Annotated in this window: 20 protein-coding genes; all 20 read left to right on the top strand. The window is 63.1% G+C overall.

Annotation, left to right across the window (positions count from 1 at the left end; genetic code table 11):
- The first annotated feature begins 34 nt into the window (after nucleotides 1-34).
- Nucleotides 35-205 (top strand): hypothetical protein, encoded by a 171-nt coding sequence (locus FIU85_RS21965; RefSeq protein WP_172978005.1) that lies wholly within the window; start codon nucleotides 35-37, stop codon nucleotides 203-205.
- 6 nt (nucleotides 206-211) lie between these two features.
- On the top strand, nucleotides 212-1,480 hold the full coding sequence (gene murA, locus FIU85_RS08260) for a UDP-N-acetylglucosamine 1-carboxyvinyltransferase (protein WP_152496543.1): 1,269 nt from the start codon (nucleotides 212-214) through the stop codon (nucleotides 1,478-1,480).
- Entirely contained in the window at nucleotides 1,477-1,953 is a 477-nt protein-coding gene (locus tag FIU85_RS08255; protein WP_152496542.1) for a DUF2948 family protein, read from the top strand. The genes murA and FIU85_RS08255 overlap by 4 nt, the downstream gene beginning before the upstream one ends.
- Before the next feature lie 31 nt (nucleotides 1,954-1,984).
- Nucleotides 1,985-2,752, top strand: a complete 768-nt coding sequence (locus tag FIU85_RS08250; RefSeq protein WP_152496541.1) for a hypothetical protein — start codon at nucleotides 1,985-1,987, stop codon at nucleotides 2,750-2,752.
- 81 nt (nucleotides 2,753-2,833) lie between these two features.
- The gene (gene hisD / locus FIU85_RS08245) at nucleotides 2,834-4,138 is read left to right on the top strand and encodes a histidinol dehydrogenase (RefSeq protein ID WP_152496540.1); all 1,305 of its coding nucleotides are present in this window, start codon (nucleotides 2,834-2,836) and stop codon (nucleotides 4,136-4,138) included.
- 136 nt (nucleotides 4,139-4,274) lie between these two features.
- Nucleotides 4,275-4,754 (top strand): UPF0262 family protein, encoded by a 480-nt coding sequence (locus FIU85_RS08240; protein ID WP_152491195.1) that lies wholly within the window; start codon nucleotides 4,275-4,277, stop codon nucleotides 4,752-4,754.
- 5 nt (nucleotides 4,755-4,759) lie between these two features.
- Entirely contained in the window at nucleotides 4,760-5,221 is a 462-nt protein-coding gene (locus FIU85_RS08235; RefSeq protein WP_152491196.1) for a low molecular weight phosphatase family protein, read from the top strand.
- Nucleotides 5,218-5,619 (top strand): ketosteroid isomerase-related protein, encoded by a 402-nt coding sequence (locus FIU85_RS08230; protein WP_152496539.1) that lies wholly within the window; start codon nucleotides 5,218-5,220, stop codon nucleotides 5,617-5,619. Before FIU85_RS08235 ends, FIU85_RS08230 begins: the two co-directional genes overlap by 4 nt.
- Nucleotides 5,619-6,206, top strand: a complete 588-nt coding sequence (locus FIU85_RS08225; RefSeq protein WP_172978829.1) for a GNAT family N-acetyltransferase — start codon at nucleotides 5,619-5,621, stop codon at nucleotides 6,204-6,206. The genes FIU85_RS08230 and FIU85_RS08225 overlap by 1 nt, the downstream gene beginning before the upstream one ends.
- Before the next feature lie 751 nt (nucleotides 6,207-6,957).
- Complete coding sequence (locus FIU85_RS08220) at nucleotides 6,958-7,740, top strand: class I SAM-dependent methyltransferase (RefSeq protein ID WP_152496537.1); 783 nt, start codon at nucleotides 6,958-6,960, stop codon at nucleotides 7,738-7,740.
- A 268-nt stretch (nucleotides 7,741-8,008) separates the two neighbouring features.
- Nucleotides 8,009-8,935 carry a lipid A-modifier LpxR family protein gene (locus FIU85_RS08215; RefSeq protein ID WP_152496536.1) on the top strand — a complete coding sequence of 309 codons (927 nt, stop codon included), beginning with the start codon at nucleotides 8,009-8,011 and terminating at the stop codon, nucleotides 8,933-8,935.
- A 98-nt stretch (nucleotides 8,936-9,033) separates the two neighbouring features.
- The gene (locus tag FIU85_RS08210; RefSeq protein WP_152496535.1) at nucleotides 9,034-10,098 is read left to right on the top strand and encodes a Hint domain-containing protein; all 1,065 of its coding nucleotides are present in this window, start codon (nucleotides 9,034-9,036) and stop codon (nucleotides 10,096-10,098) included.
- A gap of 183 nt (nucleotides 10,099-10,281) precedes the next feature.
- Nucleotides 10,282-13,158 carry a monovalent cation/H+ antiporter subunit A gene (locus FIU85_RS08205; protein ID WP_152496534.1) on the top strand — a complete coding sequence of 959 codons (2,877 nt, stop codon included), beginning with the start codon at nucleotides 10,282-10,284 and terminating at the stop codon, nucleotides 13,156-13,158.
- Nucleotides 13,158-13,523 (top strand): Na+/H+ antiporter subunit C, encoded by a 366-nt coding sequence (locus FIU85_RS08200; protein WP_152496533.1) that lies wholly within the window; start codon nucleotides 13,158-13,160, stop codon nucleotides 13,521-13,523. The genes FIU85_RS08205 and FIU85_RS08200 overlap by 1 nt, the downstream gene beginning before the upstream one ends.
- Nucleotides 13,520-15,187 carry a monovalent cation/H+ antiporter subunit D gene (locus tag FIU85_RS08195; RefSeq protein WP_152496532.1) on the top strand — a complete coding sequence of 556 codons (1,668 nt, stop codon included), beginning with the start codon at nucleotides 13,520-13,522 and terminating at the stop codon, nucleotides 15,185-15,187. Before FIU85_RS08200 ends, FIU85_RS08195 begins: the two co-directional genes overlap by 4 nt.
- A gap of 1 nt (nucleotide 15,188) precedes the next feature.
- Nucleotides 15,189-15,689, top strand: coding sequence for a Na+/H+ antiporter subunit E (locus FIU85_RS08190; RefSeq protein ID WP_152491205.1), 501 nt, complete (start codon nucleotides 15,189-15,191; stop codon nucleotides 15,687-15,689).
- Nucleotides 15,686-15,973: a K+/H+ antiporter subunit F gene (locus FIU85_RS08185; protein ID WP_152491206.1), complete on the top strand. Its 288-nt coding sequence runs from the start codon at nucleotides 15,686-15,688 to the stop codon at nucleotides 15,971-15,973. The genes FIU85_RS08190 and FIU85_RS08185 overlap by 4 nt, the downstream gene beginning before the upstream one ends.
- Entirely contained in the window at nucleotides 15,970-16,368 is a 399-nt protein-coding gene (locus tag FIU85_RS08180) for a monovalent cation/H(+) antiporter subunit G (RefSeq protein WP_152496531.1), read from the top strand. The genes FIU85_RS08185 and FIU85_RS08180 overlap by 4 nt, the downstream gene beginning before the upstream one ends.
- A 692-nt stretch (nucleotides 16,369-17,060) precedes the next feature.
- Nucleotides 17,061-17,681, top strand: a complete 621-nt coding sequence (gene rpsD / locus FIU85_RS08175; protein WP_152496530.1) for a 30S ribosomal protein S4 — start codon at nucleotides 17,061-17,063, stop codon at nucleotides 17,679-17,681.
- A 96-nt stretch (nucleotides 17,682-17,777) separates the two neighbouring features.
- On the top strand, nucleotides 17,778-19,199 hold the full coding sequence (locus tag FIU85_RS08170) for a homospermidine synthase (RefSeq protein WP_152496529.1): 1,422 nt from the start codon (nucleotides 17,778-17,780) through the stop codon (nucleotides 19,197-19,199).
- Nucleotides 19,200-19,346 lie beyond the last annotated feature (147 nt).

Below are 19,346 nucleotides of genomic sequence, written 5' to 3'. Positions count from 1 at the left end.
GGACGCTTTTTGGCGACTGCTGTAGACAGGCGGCATGAGCACGAACCCCCCGCCCAAATCAGGCGCCAAACCCAAGCCAAGCCGCGAAGATCGGCTGAAGGCGGCGCTGAAGGCGAACCTGGCCCGTCGCAAGGCCCAGGCGCGCGGAAAGGCATCGGGGCAGGAGGGGTCGGAGGCAGGCCAGAACAAGAACAAGGGCGGATAAGACGACATGGATTCGATACTCGTGACGGGCAATGGCCCGCTGCAGGGGCAAATCCCCATTGCCGGGGCCAAGAACGCCTGCCTCACGCTGATGCCGGCGACCTTGCTGAGCGATGAGCCCCTAACGCTGACTAACGCGCCACGCCTGTCGGATATCAAGACGATGACCGCGTTGTTGCAGTCGCTCGGGGCGGAGGTGACCACGTTGCAGGACGGGCAGGTGCTGGCGATGTCGAGCCACCGCCTCGACAATCACGTGGCCGACTACGACATCGTGCGCAAGATGCGTGCCTCGATCCTGGTGCTCGGACCGATGCTGGCCCGCGACGGACACGCGGTAGTCTCTCTTCCCGGGGGCTGCGCCATCGGGGCTCGGCCTGTCGACCTGCATCTCAAGGCGCTGGAGGCGATGGGCGCCGAGCTAGAACTGAAGGAAGGGTATGTGCACGCCAAGGCGCCCGGCGGGCTGAAAGGCGGCGTCGTGGACTTTCCTCTGGTGTCGGTGGGTGCCACCGAGAACGCGCTGATGGCCGCGACGCTGGCCAAGGGCACGACGGTGCTGCGCGGCGCGGCGCGCGAGCCCGAAATCGTGGATCTGGCGCATTGCCTGCGCAAGATGGGCGCCGAGATCGAGGGCGAAGGCACCAGCGAAATCACGATCCAGGGCGTCGATCGCCTGCACGGCGCGACGCACCCTGTTGTCACGGACCGGATCGAGCTGGGCACCTTCATGCTTGCCCCTGCCATCTGCGGCGGCGAGGTCGAGTGCCTGGGCGGTCGCATCGACCTCCTCGAGGCATTCTGCGAAAAGCTGGATGCCGCTGGGGTATCGGTGGAAGAAACCGAAGCAGGCCTGAAGGTCACGCGCAAGAACGGCAGGGTTCGCGCGGTCGACGTGATCACAGAGCCTTTCCCGGGTTTTCCAACCGATCTGCAAGCCCAGATGATGGCGCTGATGTGCACGGCCGAGGGTACCAGCATCCTGGAAGAGAGAATTTTCGAGAACCGCTTCATGCACGCGCCCGAGCTGATGCGGATGGGCGCCCGGATCGACGTGCATGGCGGGACCGCGACCGTGACGGGTGTCGAACGCCTGAAGGGGGCGCCGGTCATGGCGACCGACCTTCGCGCGAGCGTTTCACTTATCCTGGCCGGGCTGGCCGCCGAAGGCGAAACCCTGGTCAATCGAGTCTATCACCTTGACCGCGGCTACGAGCGAGTCGAAGAAAAACTGAGCAACGTGGGCGCTCGGATCGAACGGGTTCAAGGCGAATGACGGAAGATGCCAAGTTCGAAGACGGGCGAGAGGCGCCCCTGAACCTTGGGGCGTTCGACGCCGAGGACTTGGAAGTGTTGTCCAGCCTTGTGCAGGATGCGGTGTTCACGATCACCGACATGGCCTGGCGTCCGCAGGAACGACGTCTTGCGTTCTTGGTCAACCGCTTCCGCTGGGAAGACGAGGGGCGCCAACGGCACGGGGCCGAACGCGTGCGCTCGGTGCTGGTGATAGACAATGTTCTGGGGGTCGCAAGCCAGGGGATCGACCGTGGCGATACGGGCACGATCCTGTCCGTCCTGAGTATCGGTTTCGAGCCTGATGCCGCGGACGATGTATCCGGATACATCACCCTGACGCTGGCGGGCGACGGCGCGGTCAGGGCAAGGATCGAAGCGCTGGAAGTGAGTTTGCGGGATGTGACCCGACCCTATCGCGCGCCGTCGGGCAAAGCGCCCGATCACGGCGCATGAGCCTGCCCGGGCACGGGGCGGAGCGGGTGGAATGAACATCGCGCGTTTCGTCATGGTCGCCGTGCCGCTTGGGGTGGTCCTGATCTATTTCATCATGCAGTCCCTGACCGTTGGCGAAGCCGCGCACCGCGACCTCGTCCAAGACGGAAAGTTGATGCAAGACGTCCGGAAGCGGTCTTTTCCCGGTCTCTATGACGCGATCGAGACACGGTTCCCGAAAGCCTATGCCGAACATGTCGAAGAGATCGAGGAGATCGCGCTTGATACTGATGTGGCTCGTCATGACCTGGGGCCAGAGCTCATGGCGGAAAGCGATGCGTTCGTGGCTGACTTGAGGGGCGAGAACGCGCAATATCTCAGTCTTGCCGGGCGGGGGCCGCTGTTGGAAATCCAGCGGGCTCAACTGGCGCTGCTGAAGGATCTTTCCGGCTCGCCCGAGCTGTGCGGCCGGGTCGCAAAAGGGGGACTGACCTATCTCGATCGAGCAGGACTTGGCCAGGTCGACAGGCAATTGCATGGCAGATGGCTGGCGGCGCTGGTGACGGCCATGGCCGCGGGGCGCGATGCTCCCGAAGAATTCCGGCCGCCCTCGGCCGACGACTGGTACAACTTTCTGCGTGAATGGCGCGAGGAGGACGGGACGATGCGCCCGGAGGTCGAGGCTTACCTGTCTTCGCAGAAGGTCGATCCGGAGCTTTTCTGCGCGGGGGCCGTGGCGTTCACCCGGCGTCTGATCGCGGAAACGAGCCCCTCGGGCTTGCGTATCCTGGTCGATTACACCGGCAGCCTGGCGCGCTGATCCGTCCGACATGAACGCGGCAAAGGCCCTTGAGCGACCGGCGCGCCCGGTCTAAGTCTGCGCCGCGACAGGAGAATGCCCATGCCCGTGCGACTGACGACGAAGGACGACGATTTCGAAAGCCGCTTCACGGCGCTTCTGAGCGCCAAACGCGAGGACAGTCCGGACGTGGATGAGACCGTCGCTGGTATCATCGCCGATGTCCGCACACGCGGTGACGCCGCACTGATCGAACTGACGGCAAAATTCGACCGCCTGGACCTGACCCCGGCCACGTTGCGCTTTTCACGCGATGAGATCGAGGCATTGGTGGCCCGGGTCCCCCATGAAGAGCGAGAGGCGCTGGAGCTGGCCGCCGCGCGCATCCGGACCTATCACGAGCGCCAACTGCCCGAAGACGCCTCGTGGCAGGACGAATGCGGTGCGACACTCGGCTGGCGCTGGTCGGCGGTCAGCGCGGCTGGACTGTACGTGCCCGGCGGCCTGGCGTCATATCCGTCTTCGGTATTGATGAACGCGATACCGGCCAAGGTGGCCGGCGTGGAAAGGCTGGCGATCGTGGTGCCCACGCCCGACGGTGTGGCCAATCCGGCGGTTCTGGCAGCAGCGCAGATCGCAGGAGTAGACGAGATTTACCGGGTGGGCGGCGCGCAGGCCGTGGCTGCGCTTGCCTATGGAACCGAGAGCATCGCGCCGGTCGACAAGATCACAGGGCCGGGCAACGCCTATGTCGCGGCGGCCAAGCGGCGGGTCTTCGGCAAGGTCGGGATCGACATGATCGCAGGGCCGTCCGAGATCCTGGTGATCGCGGATCGCGACAACGAGCCGGACTGGATCGCGCTCGACATGCTGAGCCAGGCGGAACACGACGAGAGCGCTCAGGCGCTGTTGATCACCGACGATTCCGTCTTTGCGGACGCTGTGGAGACGGCGATCAAGGCACGCCTGGAAACGCTGGAACGCCGGGCCATTGCCGGGGCAAGCTGGCGTGATTTCGGCGCGGTGATCGTGGTGGACGACATGGAAGACGGTGCAAGACTGGCCAACAGAATCGCGCCCGAGCACCTGGAATTGTGCGTGGCCGAGCCCGAGGCGTTGGCGGCGAAGATCACCCATGCAGGTGCGATTTTCCTTGGAGCATGGACGCCGGAAGCTATCGGAGATTACGTCGGCGGGCCAAATCACGTGCTTCCCACAGCCCGCTCCGCCCGCTTTTCCAGCGGTCTTAACGTCTTGGACTTCATGAAGAAAACGACGATGGCGCGGATGACGCCGGGGTCGCTCAGGGCAATTGGACCCGCGGCGGAAACGCTGGCACGGTCTGAAAGCCTGGAGGCGCACGGGCTGTCGGTACGCGCTCGGTTGGACAAGCTGAACCAGGGCTAGGCATCCCGCCTGTCAGGCCTTTCGGCCTGCCGCGCATGTCACAGCGTCGCAAAAACACCTTGTACCGACGCTTGGCTGCATTGCCCGCTTACACCTGGTGGGGTAGGCAGGACCGAGACTGCCGAAGAGATGACCCATGAGCCGTATCTGTCATATCGAGTTGGATGACGCCAACCTGCCTCCGCCCACGCCCGAGATCGAGCAGGAGCGGAAAGTGGCCATGTTCGACCTGATCGAGGAGAACTCTTTCAGCCTGCCGATCCGCGATGACCGGGTGGCGCCCGACGGGCCTTATCGTGTCGGGCTGTCGATCCGCGAGAAGCGGCTCGTGTTCGATATCCGTACCGAAGACGATGCGCCGGCGGCGGAATTTCACCTTTCCCTGTCGCCCTTTAGGCAAGTCGTCAAGGATTACTGGGCGATCTGCGAAAGCTATTTCGACGCGGTGAAGAACATGCCGCCAAGCCAGATCGAGACCATCGACATGGCGCGCCGGGGCATTCACAACGAAGGTGCGCGGGTGCTGGAGGAGCGGCTGGACGGCAAGGCGAAGGTCGACACCGACACCGCGCGGCGCCTGTTCACGCTGATCTGCGTGCTGCATTTCGGGAGCTGACGCAGATGGTCGAGGAGCTTCCTCAGTCCGTTTTGTTTTGCTGCGACCACAATTCCGCGCGTTCGCCCATGGCCGAGGGCATCATGAAAAAGCTATATGGCACCGATACTTATGTCCAGTCGGCCGGGGTCAAAGGGGACATGGACATCGACGGGTTCTCGATCGCGGTCTGCGACGAGATCGGGGTCGAGCTCGCGCGGCACCGAACCCGAAGCTTTGACGAGATGGAGCAGTGGGGCGATGACCTGTCCTCGTTCGATCTGGTGGTCGCGCTCAGCCCGGCGAGCCAGCGTAAGGCCCTTGATCTGACACGGGTTTTTCATCTCGACGTGGTCTATTGGCCGATCCTCGACCCGACCGGGCTGGGCGAAACACGAGAGGCGAAACTGAATGCCTACCGACAGACCCGCGACCAGATCGTGGAGCATCTCAAACGACGGTGGGGCGATCCCAAGGATATGAAATGACTGCAAAAAATGTGATCTCCGCCTATTTCGAAGCGTTCAACAACGGCGACGTGGATGGCATGCTGGACTGCCTGAGCGAGGATGTGGCGCACCACGTCAACGAAGGGCAGGTGCGCCGGGGCGAGGACGCCTTTGCCGAATTCTGCGCGCATATGAGCCGCTGTTATAGCGAACATCTTGATAATATGGTGATTTTCGAGGCCGAGGCTGGCACGCGCGCGGCGGCGGAATACGTCGTGAACGGCACCTACCTGGAGACCGACGCGGGGCTGCCCGAGGCGAAGGGGCAGACGTACAAGCTGCCTGCCGGGTCGTTTTTCTCTTTGGAAAACAACAAGATCACCCGGGTAGTGACCTATTACAACCTCGCGGACTGGATCAAACAGGTCAACGCCTGATGCGGGTCGAACGGCTGACCGGCGAAAACCTGGTGGCGGCGCTGGACGATGTGGCGCAGCTTCGGATCACGGTTTTCCGTGACTTTCCATACCTTTACGATGGCGACGCCGCCTATGAGCGCGCCTATCTGGAGCCCTATCGGCAGAGCGAGGACGCGATCGTGGTGGCGGCGTTCGACGGCGACCGGCTGGTCGGGGCCTCGACGGGCACGCCGATGGAGGATCATGCCGAGGATTTCGGAGCGGCATTTTCCGGGCAAGATATTGATATGAAAGATATCTTTTATTGCGCCGAGAGTGTCTTGCTGCCCGAATACCGCGGCTGCGGGCTGGGTCATGCGTTCTTTGATGCGCGGGAGGCCCATGCGCGGGCGCTGGGCCGCGACTATGTCGCCTTTTGCGGGGTCGTCAGGTCGCCGGATCATCCAATGAAGCCAGACACTTACCGGCCTCTGGATGGCTTCTGGCGCAAGCGGGGATATGCGCCTGTGGAGGGGGCCGTGGCGACCTATCGCTGGAAGGATATCGACCAGTCCGAGGAGACCGATCACCCCCTGCAATTCTGGATGCGGCGACTCGAAGGTTAACCGCGCGAAAACTCGGGAAATCGGCACGTCGGTATCGCGTCGGTATCCGGGTGGTATCGCGACGGTGCGATTTTTTCGACTTGGCCGGATAACCGGACCGTGCGCCGGGGACGGGGCCGTGGACGCCCGAAACCCGGCAGACGCTCGGCGAGACCCGCCCGCGATGGTCTGTCGGTTGAGGGTGAGGACGAAGGCGATGCGGGCCGGTGTGGACACGCGGCGACATTTCAGAGGCAGGAAAGGCGTGGTTTGCGTCAGTGTAGCTGAGCAGCGGGTGTGTGTCCGGTTGGAGCCTTGTGAGACATTGGGTTCGAGCCCCCAGCCGGTTAACAGCCGCGAAGCGGCCCGGCCATCGTCAGCCCCTCCCTTGGGCTGGCGATTTGGCTGAGGCTGGGCGCACCGATCATTCCGAGGATGTATTTGGCAGGCATAAAGTGCTTCAGAATTGCCGTCGGATCGCCACCCCAGGGGCTGACGCTCGCCTCCGTCTGGAACGGCAGCAAAGGCCCGCATTGCAGACCTTCATGCACCTTGCGGAGAAAGTCGGGTTCGAGTCCATATAGGGATGGAGGCTGCGCTGCCGACGAAAGACTGCTTTGTATCAGAACAAATTCGAGCCTGTGAATTATCGATTTTGACGTTCTATTCGATAAACGCCAACAGATAGCGTGGTGCGTTGGTCTGAAAGCGGACAGCCACTGCGGCCATTCCTGCAGACTTGCCGTATGCGTTTGACTGTGAGACTGAGGGATTGAAAAATAACACGTTTTTAAGTGAGGACTTCTTGCGCTTCATTAGAACCAAGTTGGCGCATTTGAACAGGCGCATCAGCCGTCGCCGGCGAGATCGTTTCCGAAGTGGTTACTTGTCGGCCATCTCAGATATTTCTTTACGCCTGCAAGACCACGCAACGTCAGAAACAGCAGACTATGTGGCGTCTAGGATGCCGCTGGTCCACCCTGTCCGATCATGGCGCTCAGTTCATGACGTGGCGGTGCAATCTGCAGAACTTGAGGGGGGGCTTGTGCTGGAGTTCGGGGTGTATTCAGGCACGACTACGAACTATATCGCTTCGAAGACTGGGTGGACGATACATGCATTCGATTCATTTGAAGGTTTGCCCGAAACTTGGCGCGCTGGATACAAAAAGGGAAAATTCTCCCGCAGATCCCTGCCAGATGTCGCCGATACCGTGACTCTTCATGTCGGCTGGTTTGATGAAACACTTCCCAAGTTTGTTGCCGACCTGAAGAAGGATCAGCGATCCATTTGCTATCTTCATATCGACAGTGATCTTTACAGTTCTGCAAAGTCAGTCTTTTCGTATTTGGGGGGTCACATCGTTGCGGGCACCGTTATCGTCTTTGACGAGTATTTCAACTACCCAGGTTGGAAAGAAGGAGAGTTCAAAGCCTTTCAAGAATTCGTCGCAGAGAACAGCGTCAAGTATGAATACATCACGTACAACCATGAACATCAGCAGGTTGCTGTGAAAATTGTTTCTCGTGCTGATACCCCAGCAAAACACGAATAGTCTTTAAGGGCCACTTCGGCCTTAGTTCTGTCAGGATACAACTATCCAGATTGAACGTTAGCAGACATCGCTTGCGTTCAGGCAAACGGCAGCTCCGCCCCCGCGCAGCCGTCATTCGGTCCCCCAGGCTCATGGCGCGGGTCCGGGCTGCCGAAATGTTGCGCGAAGCCCACGATGCGGAAATTCGGGACGCGGGCGATGGCTCTGTGCCGCGCTTTCGGTGTACCACGTCAAGGCCCGGGGGGGCGACGAGTATGGGACAACGGACATGACGCGCCTCCTTGCAAATTTTCTGACCATTTTCGCGGTGCTCCTGGCCGGGCAGGCCGCCGATGCAGGCCCGCGCGAGCGCATCGGCTATGGCTGGCTGGCGACCAACGACATCGTGGGCGACCTGCACGACCGCTGGCAGACCGGATCGGTTTCGACCAGCCGGATCTGGGGGCGGGGCTGGACCGGGCGCCTGCCGCAAGGATTCGGCGAGGTGCTGGAACTGCGTTTCAACGGGCGGATCGTGTCGCCGCAGAACCTGAGCCGGCCCGCGCCGGGCGACCGGCCGTTCGGTGGCGCGCTGTCGCTGGGGCTTCACACGCATTTTGCCCGTGGCGCCATGGATTATGCCGTGGGCGTGGACGTGGTGGTGACCGGGCCGCAGACCGGCCTGGACGATTTCCAGAGGTTCCTGCACGACTATCTGGGTGGCCGGGATATTTCGGGCCGGGTGCGCCGCAACCAGGTGAGCAACGACGTGAACCCCGAACTGGTGATGGAGGCCGGGCGGGATTTCGCGCTGGGTGGCAACGCGACGATCCGGCCCTTTGTCGAAGGACGTTGGGGATTCGAGACACTGGCGCGGGTAGGCTTTGACCTGACGATCGGCCAGCGCGGGCGCGATGGGCTGTTGGTGCGCGACCCGGTGACGGGGCAGCGATACGTGGCGGTGCAGGGCAATGAGGCGCCCGGTGCGAGCTTTGTCTTCGGGGCCGACACGGCCTATGTGGACAGCAGCGAGCTGTTGAACCGGGACCGGGGCATCCAGCTGACCGATGCGCGGACACGGGTGCGCACCGGCGTCAACTGGCAGGGCAAGCGGGGCGGCACGATCTTCTACGGGCTGACCTGGCTGGGCGAGGAATTCGAGGCGCAGAAGGAAAGCCAGCTTGTGGGATCGGTGCGACTGCGCCTGAGATTCTGACCGTAACCCCTTGTTAACACTTTGCAGGCTGATTCGTTTTTGCTAGCCTGCCCGCACAAAAAGACAAAAAAAGACTAAAAAAGGCAGGCATACAGGCAATGGGAACGACCTTTCGGGGCGCGTTCGTCATCTCCTGGTCGCAGACGGAAGTGGACGGTTTGGACGCCGCTCCTGTCCAGTCTCTCAACGTGGGGGCCGCATGGTCCTGGCGCGGGGATCTGGTGCGGGTGGACGGGCCCAATGAAGTACTGCGCCTTGAGCGGACGGAACGGGACGCAATGAGCCGCAAATGCGCGGCAAAGCTGGTGCGGCGGCTGGTGACGGCGGCGCGCACGGGGACAACGCAACTGGACGAGGTGGAGGTGCACGAGCCGCTGATGGACAGCGGATTCGTGGTGACCAACGGGGTTCGCAGCTATACCATCACGGTGATCGAGGTGGGGCACGAGGCGCCGCCCCTGCTGATGTTCCTCGATGACATCCCCCCCAGGAATACCGAGATGTGGATCGTGCACCAATCGCTGGGCGCGCATCGCAGCCAGACGACCGACGTGGAAAGCGGCGGGGTGATCTGTTTTACCCCCGGCACGCGGATCGAGACGCCGGACGGCCCGCGGCTGGTCGAGGAGCTGCGCGAGGGCGATTATGTGCAGACCAAGGACAACGGCGCGGAAGAGATCCAGTGGATCGGCAGCCGGCGGATGAGCGGCGCGCGGCTCTTTGCGATGCCGCATCTGCGGCCGGTGCGCATCCGCGCGGGCGCGCTGGGTGTCGAGCGGCCGGACGAGGAGCTGCTGGTCAGTCCCGAGCACCGGATGCTGGTCGAGGGCGAGATCGCGCAGGCGCTTTACAACACGCCCGAAGTGCTGGTGTCGGCCAAGGACCTGGTGAACGGGCGCAACATCACGATCGACCTGGCGGTGCGGGAGGTGACCTATGTGCACCTCTTGTTGCCGCGCCACCAGGTGTTGTGGGCCAACGGGGTGGAGACCGAGAGCTTTCATCCCGCGTCCGCGTCGCTTCAGGCGCTGGACGACGAGGACCGCAAGCGGCTGTTGGAGTACAATCCGACGCTGGAATTCGAGCCGCAGACCTATGGCGGATTCGCCCGGCGCAACCTGAGCGCGTCTGAGGCGGCGATCCTTCAGCACGAGGCGGCCTGAGCCGCCCGGACAGATTGTCACGGCGCCCCCGCCGCGGCGCGGGCGCCGTGACACATGCATCTGATTTTATGGTGCGATAACGCAGGATTATAACCGACAATTTCGGTCGTTTTTCCTTGCGCTTTCGTCGCTGGGATGCAGTTTAGGTCGGAATTTACGAAACTGTTACGCCAAGGAGTTCGCGTGTCCCTCTTCTTTATCGTAGCACTTCCGTTTTTCGGCGCCCTTCTGCCGGGCTTGATGAATTCGGCGGGGCGGTCGTCCTGTGCAGGGGTCACGTTCACGGTGTCGCTGGCCGCGTTCATCGGGCTTTTGACCAACCTTCCGACGGTTCTGGCCGGCGGGACGGTGATGGCGCAGATCGACTGGATGCCGGCGCTGGGGCTGAACTTCACGCTGATGCTGGACGGGCTGGGGTTCTTCTTTGCCTTTTTGATCCTGGGCATCGGGATGCTGATCATCGCCTATGGGCGGCAATACCTGAGCCGCGAAGACCATATGGGCGAGTTCTTCACCTATCTGCTGCTGTTCCAGGGCGCGATGGTGGGGATCGTGCTGAGCGACAACATATTGCTTTTGCTGGTGTTCTGGGAGCTGACGTCGTTGTCGTCCTTCCTGCTGATCGGGTATTGGAAGCATCTTCCCGAGGGCCGGCAGGGCGCGCGGATGGCGCTGGCGGTGACCGGCATGGGTGGCCTCGCGATGATCGGGGGGATGCTGATCCTGGGGCAGATCGTGGGCAGTTACGACCTGAGCGTGATCCTGTCCGAGCGCGAGATGATCCAGGCCGACCCGATGTACGTGCCGGCGCTGATCCTGATCCTGCTGGGGTGTTTCACCAAGTCGGCGCAGTTCCCGTTCCATTTCTGGCTGCCGCACGCGATGGCCGCCCCCACGCCGGTGTCGGCCTACCTGCATTCGGCCACCATGGTGAAGGCGGGGATCTTCCTGATGGCGCGGATGTGGCCGGTGCTGTCGGGCACGCCGGAATGGTTCGTGATCGTCACCACGGCGGGGTTGATCACGATGGTGTTGGGCGCGGTGATCGCGCTCTTCAAGCATGACCTGAAGGCGCTCTTGGCGTTCTCGACGGTGAGCCACCTGGGGCTGATCACGATGCTTTTGGGCACCGGGACGGCCTTTGGCGCGATGGCGGCGGTGTTCCACATCCTGAACCACGCGACGTTCAAGGCGGCGCTGTTCATGTCCGCAGGCATCATCGACCACGAGGCGCATACGCGCGACATTCGCCGCCTTGGCGGGTTGCGCAAGCTGATGCCGGTGACCTTCGTGATCGCCACGCTGGCGGCGCTGTCGATGGCGGGGATTCCGTTCCTGAACGGCTTTCTGTCCAAGGAAATGATGCTGGAAGAGGCCAACCACACTGTATTGTTCGACACGTGGTGGTTCGTGCCGGCGCTGGCGGTGATCGGTTCGCTCTTTTCGGCGGCCTATTGCTTTCGCTTCATCTCGCACACCTTCCTTGGGCCGGTGCGCGACGATTACCCGGCCAAGCCGCATGATCCGCCGGCGGGCATGTGGTTGCCGCCCGCGATCCTGGTGGTGCTGGTGGTGGTGATCGGGGTAGCCCCCTTCCTGGTGCAGGATTTCGTGTTCCTTGTGGCCAAGGCCGTGATCGGCGGGGTCGAGCCCCTGGACGTGAAATACATCAAGATCTGGCACGGGCTGGTGCCGGCGCTTTACATGTCGATCGCCGCCGTGGTGGGCGGACTGATCGTGCTGCTGCTGTTCAAACCGCTGCTGAAGCTGTGGGACGCGGCGCCGCGGCCCGAGGCCAAGGTGATCTTCGAGTGGATCGTCGAGACGGCGGCGGCGGGGGCGCGGGCGCTGATCCATCCGATCCACAACGGATCGTTCACGCGCTATGCCGCGGTGGGGTCGGCGGCGATCATCGTGGCGGGCTACTATGCCTGGGCTACGGGCACGGTGGCCGAGGCCACGCGGGAAATGCAGGCGCCGAGTGCGGTGACCATCGCCGGGTGGCTGATGCTGGTGGCGGCGACGGGGGCGCTGGTGCTGTTGCATCGCAACCGCTTCTTCTCGCTGATCCTGATCGGCATCGTCGGGTTGATGGTGTCGGTCGGCTTCATCTTTTTCAGCGCGCCGGACCTGGCGATGACGCAATTCACCGTCGAGGTGGTGACGATCATCCTGCTGCTTCTGGCGCTGAATTTCCTGCCCAAGACGACGCCGGTGGAAAGCAGCCTGTTGCGCCGGGTGCGCGATGCGGGTGTGGGCGTGGTCGGCGGGCTGGCGACCTTTGCGCTGTCCTATCACTATCTTCTGCGCGACGCGGTGAGCAGCCCGATATCCGAGTATCACCTGGCCAACTCGTACAAAGGGGGCGGCGGCACCAACGTGGTGAACGTGATCCTTGTCGATTTCCGGGGCTTTGACACCTATGGCGAGATCATCGTGCTGGGGATCGCGGCGCTGCTGATCTATGCGCTGACCGAGACGCTGCTGAACAGCAAGGTGCGGGCGCGGCTGCTGAACCGCACGCCGGACCAGCCGCGCGCGGGCGACATGCACCCGATGATGATGGTGGTGCTGACGCGGGTGATCATGCCGGTGGTCATGATGGTGGGCTTCTACATCTTCCTGCGCGGCCATAATGAGCCGGGCGGCGGGTTCATCGCCGGTCTGGTCGTGTCAATCGGCGTGGTGATGCAGTACATGGCCAGCGGTTTCGCCTGGACGTCGCAGCGGTTGCGCTATCCCTATCACGGGGTGATCGGGGCGGGCGTGCTGATTGCCGGGCTGACCGGCATCGGGTCGTGGTTCGTGGGCAAGCCGTTCCTGACCTCGGATTTCACCTATGTCCGCATTCCGCCCTTCGAGAAGTTCGAACTGGCGACGGCGGCGCTGTTCGACCTGGGCGTGTTCCTGGCGGTCGTGGGCGCGGTGATGCTGTCGCTGGAAAGCTTCTCGCGGCTGGCGCGGCGGGCGCATACGCCGGATACGGAGCACCCGATGGATATCGACCCGTCACGGGATGACCCGCCGAAAACGGTGGGCGCAAGCGGGGGGCCTGTCTGATGGAGTTTCTTGTTGCATCGGCCATCGGCGTCATGACCGCGGGCGGGCTTTACCTTGTGCTGCGGCTGCGGACCTTCCCGGTGATCCTGGGGATTTCGCTGCTGACCTATGCGGTGAACGTGTTCCTGTTCGCGTCGGGGCGGCTGACCGTGGGGGCGCCGCCGGTTCTGGTGGACGGGGTGGAGACCTATACCGACCCGCTGCCGCAGGCGCTGGTTCTGACGGCCATCGTGATCTCGTTCGGGATGACGGCGGTCGTGGTGATGATCGCGCTGGGATCGTTCCTGGGCGCGGATGACGACCATGTGGACGACCGGCCCGAGGAAGAAGACGAAAACGACGCGCACGCGGAGGGCCAGCAATGACCCATTGGATTATCGCGCCCGTCGTGCTGCCGGCGCTGCTGGCGCCGTTCATCGTGCTGGCCGCGCGGTTTCATTTCGGGATTCAGCGGGCCTTTTCCGTGGCCGGGGTCGTGGCGCTGATCGCCATCTCAGTGAGCCTGGCGTGGAGCGTGTCGGACGGTGACGTGATCCTGTACCAGCTGAGCGACTGGGCCGCGCCCTTCGGCATCGTGCTGGTGGGGGACCGGCTGTCGACGTTGATGGTGCTGCTGACCTCCGTTCTGGCGCTGTTCGTGCTGCTTTATGCCATCGGGTCGAAATGGGACGAGCGGGGGTGGCATTTCCACGCGCTGTTCCAGTTCCAATTGATGGGGATCATGGGCGCGTTCCTGACCGGCGACCTGTTCAACCTGTTCGTGTTCTTCGAGGTGCTGCTGATCGCGTCCTATGGCCTGATGATCCACGCGGGCGGCAACGCGCGGCTGCGGGCGGGGGTGCAGTATGTTCTCTATAACCTCATCGGCTCGACGCTGTTTTTGTTCGCGCTGGGCTCGATCTATGCCGAGGCGGGGACGCTGAACATGGCGGACCTGGCCGAGCGGGTGACGCAGATCGGCGCGGAGGAGACGGTGGGCATCCGGGTGGCGGCGGTGCTGCTGCTCTTGGTATTCGCCATCAAGGCGGCGCTGGTGCCGCTGCATTTCTGGCTGCCGTCGAGCTATGCCGAGGCGCCGGCGCCTGTGGCGGCCCTCTTTGCGATCATGACCAAGGTGGGGGCCTATGCCATCATCCGGGTCTACACGATGATCTTTCCGCCCGACCTGGAGGCGACGGCAGGGCTGCATGTGGTGTGGCTGATGCCGGCGGCGCTGGTGTCATTGGCCATCGGGATGATCGGGGTCTTGGCCGCTAAGAAACTCGACCGGCTGGTGGCCTTCTCGATCATCGGGTCGATGGGCATGGTGATGGTGGCGATTGCGCTTTTCACCGAGGACGGGATCGCGGCGGCGCTGTATTACATCGTGCATTCGACGCTGGCGGGGGCCATCTTGTTCCTGATCACCGACCTGGCGCGGTCGGGGCGGGACAACCTGAACCTGACGGCGCAGCCGCCGGTGTCGGGGGCGGCGCTGACGGCGGGGCTGTTCTTTGTCGGCGCGATTGCCATGGCGGGGCTACCGCCGCTGTCGGGGTTCCTTGGCAAGCTATTGGTGCTGGACGCGGCCTATGACAGCGTGCAGATGCCGTGGATCTGGGCGGTGGTGCTGGCCTCCAGCCTGATCAGCGTGGTGGGATTTGCCCGGGCGGGCAGCAACGTCTTCTGGAAGGCGCGCAGCATCGCGCGGCCCGAGGGGGCGCCGGTGGTGGCGGCACCGTCCGCGCTGAGCTATACCGCCGTGGGCGGGTTGGTGGCGCTGTTGATCGCGCACACGGTGTTTGCCGGGCAGGTGCACGGGTACACGCGGGCCATCTCGGCGCAACTGTTCGCGCCGCAGCCTTATATCTCGACGGTGCTGGAGACGCCGGGCAAGCTGGGCCGGCCCGAGGACAAGGCCAAGGGCGGTTATGGCGATGACGGCCATGGCGGCGAGAGCCACGGTGCCGAGAGCCACGGCGATGACGCGGCCCATGGCGAGAGCGACGCGGGCTATGGCGCGGACGAACAAGAGAACGGGGGGCACTGACATGACACGCGCGTTCTACTGGCTGTTTCCGCATCCGTTCCTGACCCTGCTGCTGACGCTGGTCTGGGTGCTGTTGCAGAACGGGTTTTCCGCCGGGATGGCGGTGTTCGGGCTGATCCTGGGGATCATCATCCCGTGGATGACCTCGATCTGGTGGCCGGACACGCCCAAGGGGTTCAACCTGTTCCGCATGTTCTCCTATGGCCTGATCGTGATCTGGGATATTATCATCGCCAACCTGCAGGTGGCGTGGATCGTGCTGACTGTGCCGAACGACAAGCTGAAACCGGCCTGGATCGTGGTGCCGCTGGACCTGGTGAAGCCCGAGGCGATCACCATCCTCGCCGGCACGATCACCCTGACGCCCGGCACGGTGTCGTCGGATCTGTCGGACGAGGGGCACAGCCTGCTGGTGCACGTGCTGCACACCGATGACCCGGACGCGGTGCGCGACGAGATCAAGACCCGCTACGAGGCCCGGCTGGAGGAGATTTTCGCATGAGCAACCCTGCCGATATCATGGACATTGCCATCGTGATTTCCTTCGTGGCGCTGGCGCTGGGGCAGATCCTGTCGATGGTGCGGCTGGTGTTGGGGCCGACACCGGGCGACCGGATCCTGGCGCTGGACACGATGGTGATCAACGCGCTGGGGCTGGTGGTGATGGTGGGCATCTACCAGGGCGTGCAGGTCTATTTCGAGGTCACGCTGCTGATCGCGATGCTGGGCTTCGTCTCCACCGTGGCGCTGGCGCGGTTCATCCTGCGGGGGGACATCATCGAATGAGCTGGTTGGAGATCGGAAATCTTGCCGTCGCGTTCTGCCTGCTGGTGGGATCGGGATTTGTCACGGTGGGCGTGTTCGGCCTGCTGAAGTTCAACGATCCGATGACGCGCCTGCACGCGCCCACCAAGGTGGGCACGCTGGGGATCGGGATGTTCCTGCTGGCGTCGATGATCCATTCGTTCCTGATCGGCGACAGGTCCTATCACGAGCCGCTGATCATGGCGTTCCTGTTCGTCACCGCGCCCATATCGGCGCATTTCATCGCCAAGGTGAACATCCACAAACGGGCTTGCGAGACGCCGCCCAGCCCGCCGCGCGACGACACGTGGTCGACGCTGACGGACCCGGACGTCGAAGCAGAGGCCGAGGCGGACGCGGCGAAGGCGCAGGAGTAGGGCGCGGCCTGCGAGGCGGGCGACGCGTGGGTTTTCACCCACCCTACGAAGGTGGCAGGAGGTCCCGGATCGGGTCCGGTACGGCGGGTTTCCAAATGTGTACGTGCGAGGGCGGGGGGGTGCCCTGGCCGCGCGGGGCCGCGTGGGTTTTCACCCACCCTACGAAGGCGGCAGGAGGTCCCGGATCAGGTCCGGGACGGTGGTTATCCAACTTGCGCACGTGCGGCTTACAAGAGCGCGGCACACCGCTTTCGCTGCTCCATTCAAACCTGAGGCTTGAAGAAACGCTGATACACACGGCGGGGCAGCCAGCCGAGATGAGGGGTGGACCAGTCGAGACGGTTGCGCACCAGAACGCTGCGGGCGTGAATAAGGGACATTTTATTTACTCCTGAAAGGGTGGCGGGATGCCAGCATTTTTGTCGATGCAATGTATATACAATGTAGTTACGAAAAGTCAATGATGCTGCGGAGCGATTTCTTGGTCGTCCTCACCAATCCTTGCGCATGACAGAAAACCCAAGGGCTGGCGCGATGACGGTGTTGACTCTGTCACGCACCCTTATATAAGCGCGGCTTCATTGGTGTTGGTGGCCCTCGCAAGGGGATGCCTGTCGCCCGAGATCCAGGATCAAGTCCGGGACAGGGAGAGGACAACGCCCTTCGAAACCTGAAACGAAGGAGATCAGTCGATGACGAAAAGAACGGCTGCCAAATACAAGATCGACCGCCGGATGGGCGAAAACATCTGGGGGCGTCCGAAATCCCCGGTCAACCGCCGCGAATACGGCCCCGGCCAGCACGGCCAGCGCCGCAAGGCGAAAATTTCCGACTTTGGTCTTCAGCTGCGCGCCAAGCAGAAGCTGAAAGGCTATTACGGCGACCTGACCGAGAAGCAATTCCGCCGCATCTTCCGCGAGGCGGAGCGTCTGAAAGGCGACACCGGCGAGCTGTTGATCGGCCTGCTGGAACGGCGTCTGGACGCGGTGGTTTACCGCGCCAAGTTCGTGCCGACCATCTTTGCCGCGCGTCAGTTCGTGAACCACCGTCACGTGCGCGTGAACGGTCAACTGGTGAACATCCCGTCCTACCGTGTTAAAGAGGGCGACGTGATCGAGGTTCGTGACCGCTCGAAGCAGATGGCGGCCATCCTGGAAGCCACGCAACTGCCCGAGCGCGACGTGCCGGACTATATCGACGTGGACAATTCCAAGCTGACCGCGACCTTCGTGCGGACGCCGACCCTGGGCGACGTGCCGTACCCGGTGATGATGGAACCGAACCTGGTCATCGAATTCTACGCGCAGAACTAAGCCTCTTAGGTCTGCAGCACCTGATCCGGAAGGCCGCGCCGCTGGGCGCGGCCTTTTGCATTTGCAAGGCATTTGAAGCTGGAGGAGACGCAAGGCATGGCTGAGGATTATCCCAAGTATGGGCGCATCGACGGGACCATCGTGATGATCGGCTTCGGGTCGATCGCGAAGGGGACGTGGCCGCTGATCGAGCGGCATTTCGACTATGATGCGGACAAGTTCGTGGTGATCGAGCCGAACGCGGCCAATCACGATGCCTTGCGGGAGCTTGGCTTGCGGTTCATCCCCGAGGCGGTGACGGCGGAGAATTACCGCGACTTGCTGGGCGGGCTGATCGAGCCGGGCAAAGGGTTCGTGGTGAACCTGAGCGTGGATACCTCGTCGCTCGACCTGATGAAGTTCTGCCGCGAGCAGGGTGTGCTTTATATCGACACTGTGGTGGAGCCGTGGGCGGGGTACTATTTCGACACGGCGGACAACGCGGCGCGGACAAACTATGCGCTGCGGCAGGCGGTGCGCGACGAGAAGGCGGCCAATCCGGGCGGGACCACGGCGGTGAGTTGCTGCGGGGCGAACCCCGGCATGGTCAGCTGGTTCGTGAAGGAAGCGTTGCTGACGCTGGCCCGCGACACCGGAAAGGAGGCGGAGGCACCGAAGGATCGGGACGGTTGGGCCAGGCTGATGCAGGGGCTGGGCGTCAAGGGCGTGCATATCGCCGAGCGCGACACGCAGGCGCGGGCGCTGCCGCGCCCCCGGGGGCATTTCGTCAACACCTGGTCGGTCGAGGGGTTCATCGCCGAGGGGTTCCAGCCCGCCGAGCTGGGCTGGGGCACGCATGAGACGTGGTTTCCCGAGAACGGGCATAGCCATGAGACCGGGTGTCGGGCGGGGATCTGGCTGGAACGGCCCGGGGCGATCACGCGCGTGCATACGTGGTGTCCGACGCCGGGGCCGCAATTCGGGTTCCTGGTGACGCATAACGAGGCGATCTCGATTTCCGATTTCTACACGGTGGGCGCGCCGGATGCGCCGGAGTTCCGGCCCACCTGCCACTATGCCTATCATCCCTGCGACGACGCGGTGTTGTCGCTGCACGAGATGTTCGGGGCGGGGCGGCAGCAAACCACGCACGAGATTTTGGACGTGGACGAGATTGTCACCGGCATCGACGAGCTGGGCGTGCTGCTTTACGGGCATGAGAAGAACGCGATGTGGTATGGCTCGCGACTGTCGAACGAGGAAACCAAGGACCTTGCGCCGTACCAGAACGCGACCGGCTTGCAGGTGACGAGCGCGGTGCTTGCGGGCATGGTCTGGGCTTTGGAGAACCCCGACGCGGGTATCGTGGAGACTGACGAGATGGACCACGCCCGGTGCCTGGAGGTGCAGCGGCCTTACCTGGGCCCGGTGGAAGCGCATTACACCGACTGGACGCCCTTGCAGGATCGGTGGGAGCATTTCCCCGAGGATATCGACGAGAGCGATCCGTGGCTTTTCCGGAACGTGCTGGCGTCGTGAGGGGATGCCGGAGAGGTGAGACAGGTGCCGAGCCGCGCAATCGACGGGCCGCGGTGCGTCGATCCAAGGCCGAGGAGAATGCGCTTTATCTCTGAGTTGCCGAAAGACTTTGGAACGTGGCGCTGATGTTGACGTATCGACGTGCCG

Origin of the sequence: Roseovarius sp. THAF8 (assembly GCF_009363735.1) — a bacterium.
In the GTDB taxonomy this organism is placed as follows: Bacteria; Pseudomonadota; Alphaproteobacteria; order Rhodobacterales; family Rhodobacteraceae; genus Roseovarius.
Note: the sequence above shows the minus strand (reverse complement) of the source record. Positions and strands in the feature narration are given on the sequence as shown.

Coding starts and splice junctions, on each gene's coding strand:
- FIU85_RS08190 (WP_152491205.1), top strand. CDS start 15,189: ATGACACGCGCGTTCTACTGGCTGTTTCCGCATCCGTTCCTGACCCTG.
- FIU85_RS08215 (WP_152496536.1), top strand. CDS start 8,009: ATGACGCGCCTCCTTGCAAATTTTCTGACCATTTTCGCGGTGCTCCTG.
- FIU85_RS08235 (WP_152491196.1), top strand. CDS start 4,760: ATGGTCGAGGAGCTTCCTCAGTCCGTTTTGTTTTGCTGCGACCACAAT.
- FIU85_RS08210 (WP_152496535.1), top strand. CDS start 9,034: ATGGGAACGACCTTTCGGGGCGCGTTCGTCATCTCCTGGTCGCAGACG.
- FIU85_RS08200 (WP_152496533.1), top strand. CDS start 13,158: ATGGAGTTTCTTGTTGCATCGGCCATCGGCGTCATGACCGCGGGCGGG.
- FIU85_RS08255 (WP_152496542.1), top strand. CDS start 1,477: ATGACGGAAGATGCCAAGTTCGAAGACGGGCGAGAGGCGCCCCTGAAC.
- murA (WP_152496543.1), top strand. CDS start 212: ATGGATTCGATACTCGTGACGGGCAATGGCCCGCTGCAGGGGCAAATC.
- FIU85_RS08185 (WP_152491206.1), top strand. CDS start 15,686: ATGAGCAACCCTGCCGATATCATGGACATTGCCATCGTGATTTCCTTC.
- FIU85_RS08230 (WP_152496539.1), top strand. CDS start 5,218: ATGACTGCAAAAAATGTGATCTCCGCCTATTTCGAAGCGTTCAACAAC.
- hisD (WP_152496540.1), top strand. CDS start 2,834: ATGCCCGTGCGACTGACGACGAAGGACGACGATTTCGAAAGCCGCTTC.
- rpsD (WP_152496530.1), top strand. CDS start 17,061: ATGACGAAAAGAACGGCTGCCAAATACAAGATCGACCGCCGGATGGGC.
- FIU85_RS08180 (WP_152496531.1), top strand. CDS start 15,970: ATGAGCTGGTTGGAGATCGGAAATCTTGCCGTCGCGTTCTGCCTGCTG.
- FIU85_RS08250 (WP_152496541.1), top strand. CDS start 1,985: ATGAACATCGCGCGTTTCGTCATGGTCGCCGTGCCGCTTGGGGTGGTC.
- FIU85_RS08240 (WP_152491195.1), top strand. CDS start 4,275: ATGAGCCGTATCTGTCATATCGAGTTGGATGACGCCAACCTGCCTCCG.
- FIU85_RS08195 (WP_152496532.1), top strand. CDS start 13,520: ATGACCCATTGGATTATCGCGCCCGTCGTGCTGCCGGCGCTGCTGGCG.
- FIU85_RS08225 (WP_172978829.1), top strand. CDS start 5,619: ATGCGGGTCGAACGGCTGACCGGCGAAAACCTGGTGGCGGCGCTGGAC.
- FIU85_RS21965 (WP_172978005.1), top strand. CDS start 35: ATGAGCACGAACCCCCCGCCCAAATCAGGCGCCAAACCCAAGCCAAGC.
- FIU85_RS08170 (WP_152496529.1), top strand. CDS start 17,778: ATGGCTGAGGATTATCCCAAGTATGGGCGCATCGACGGGACCATCGTG.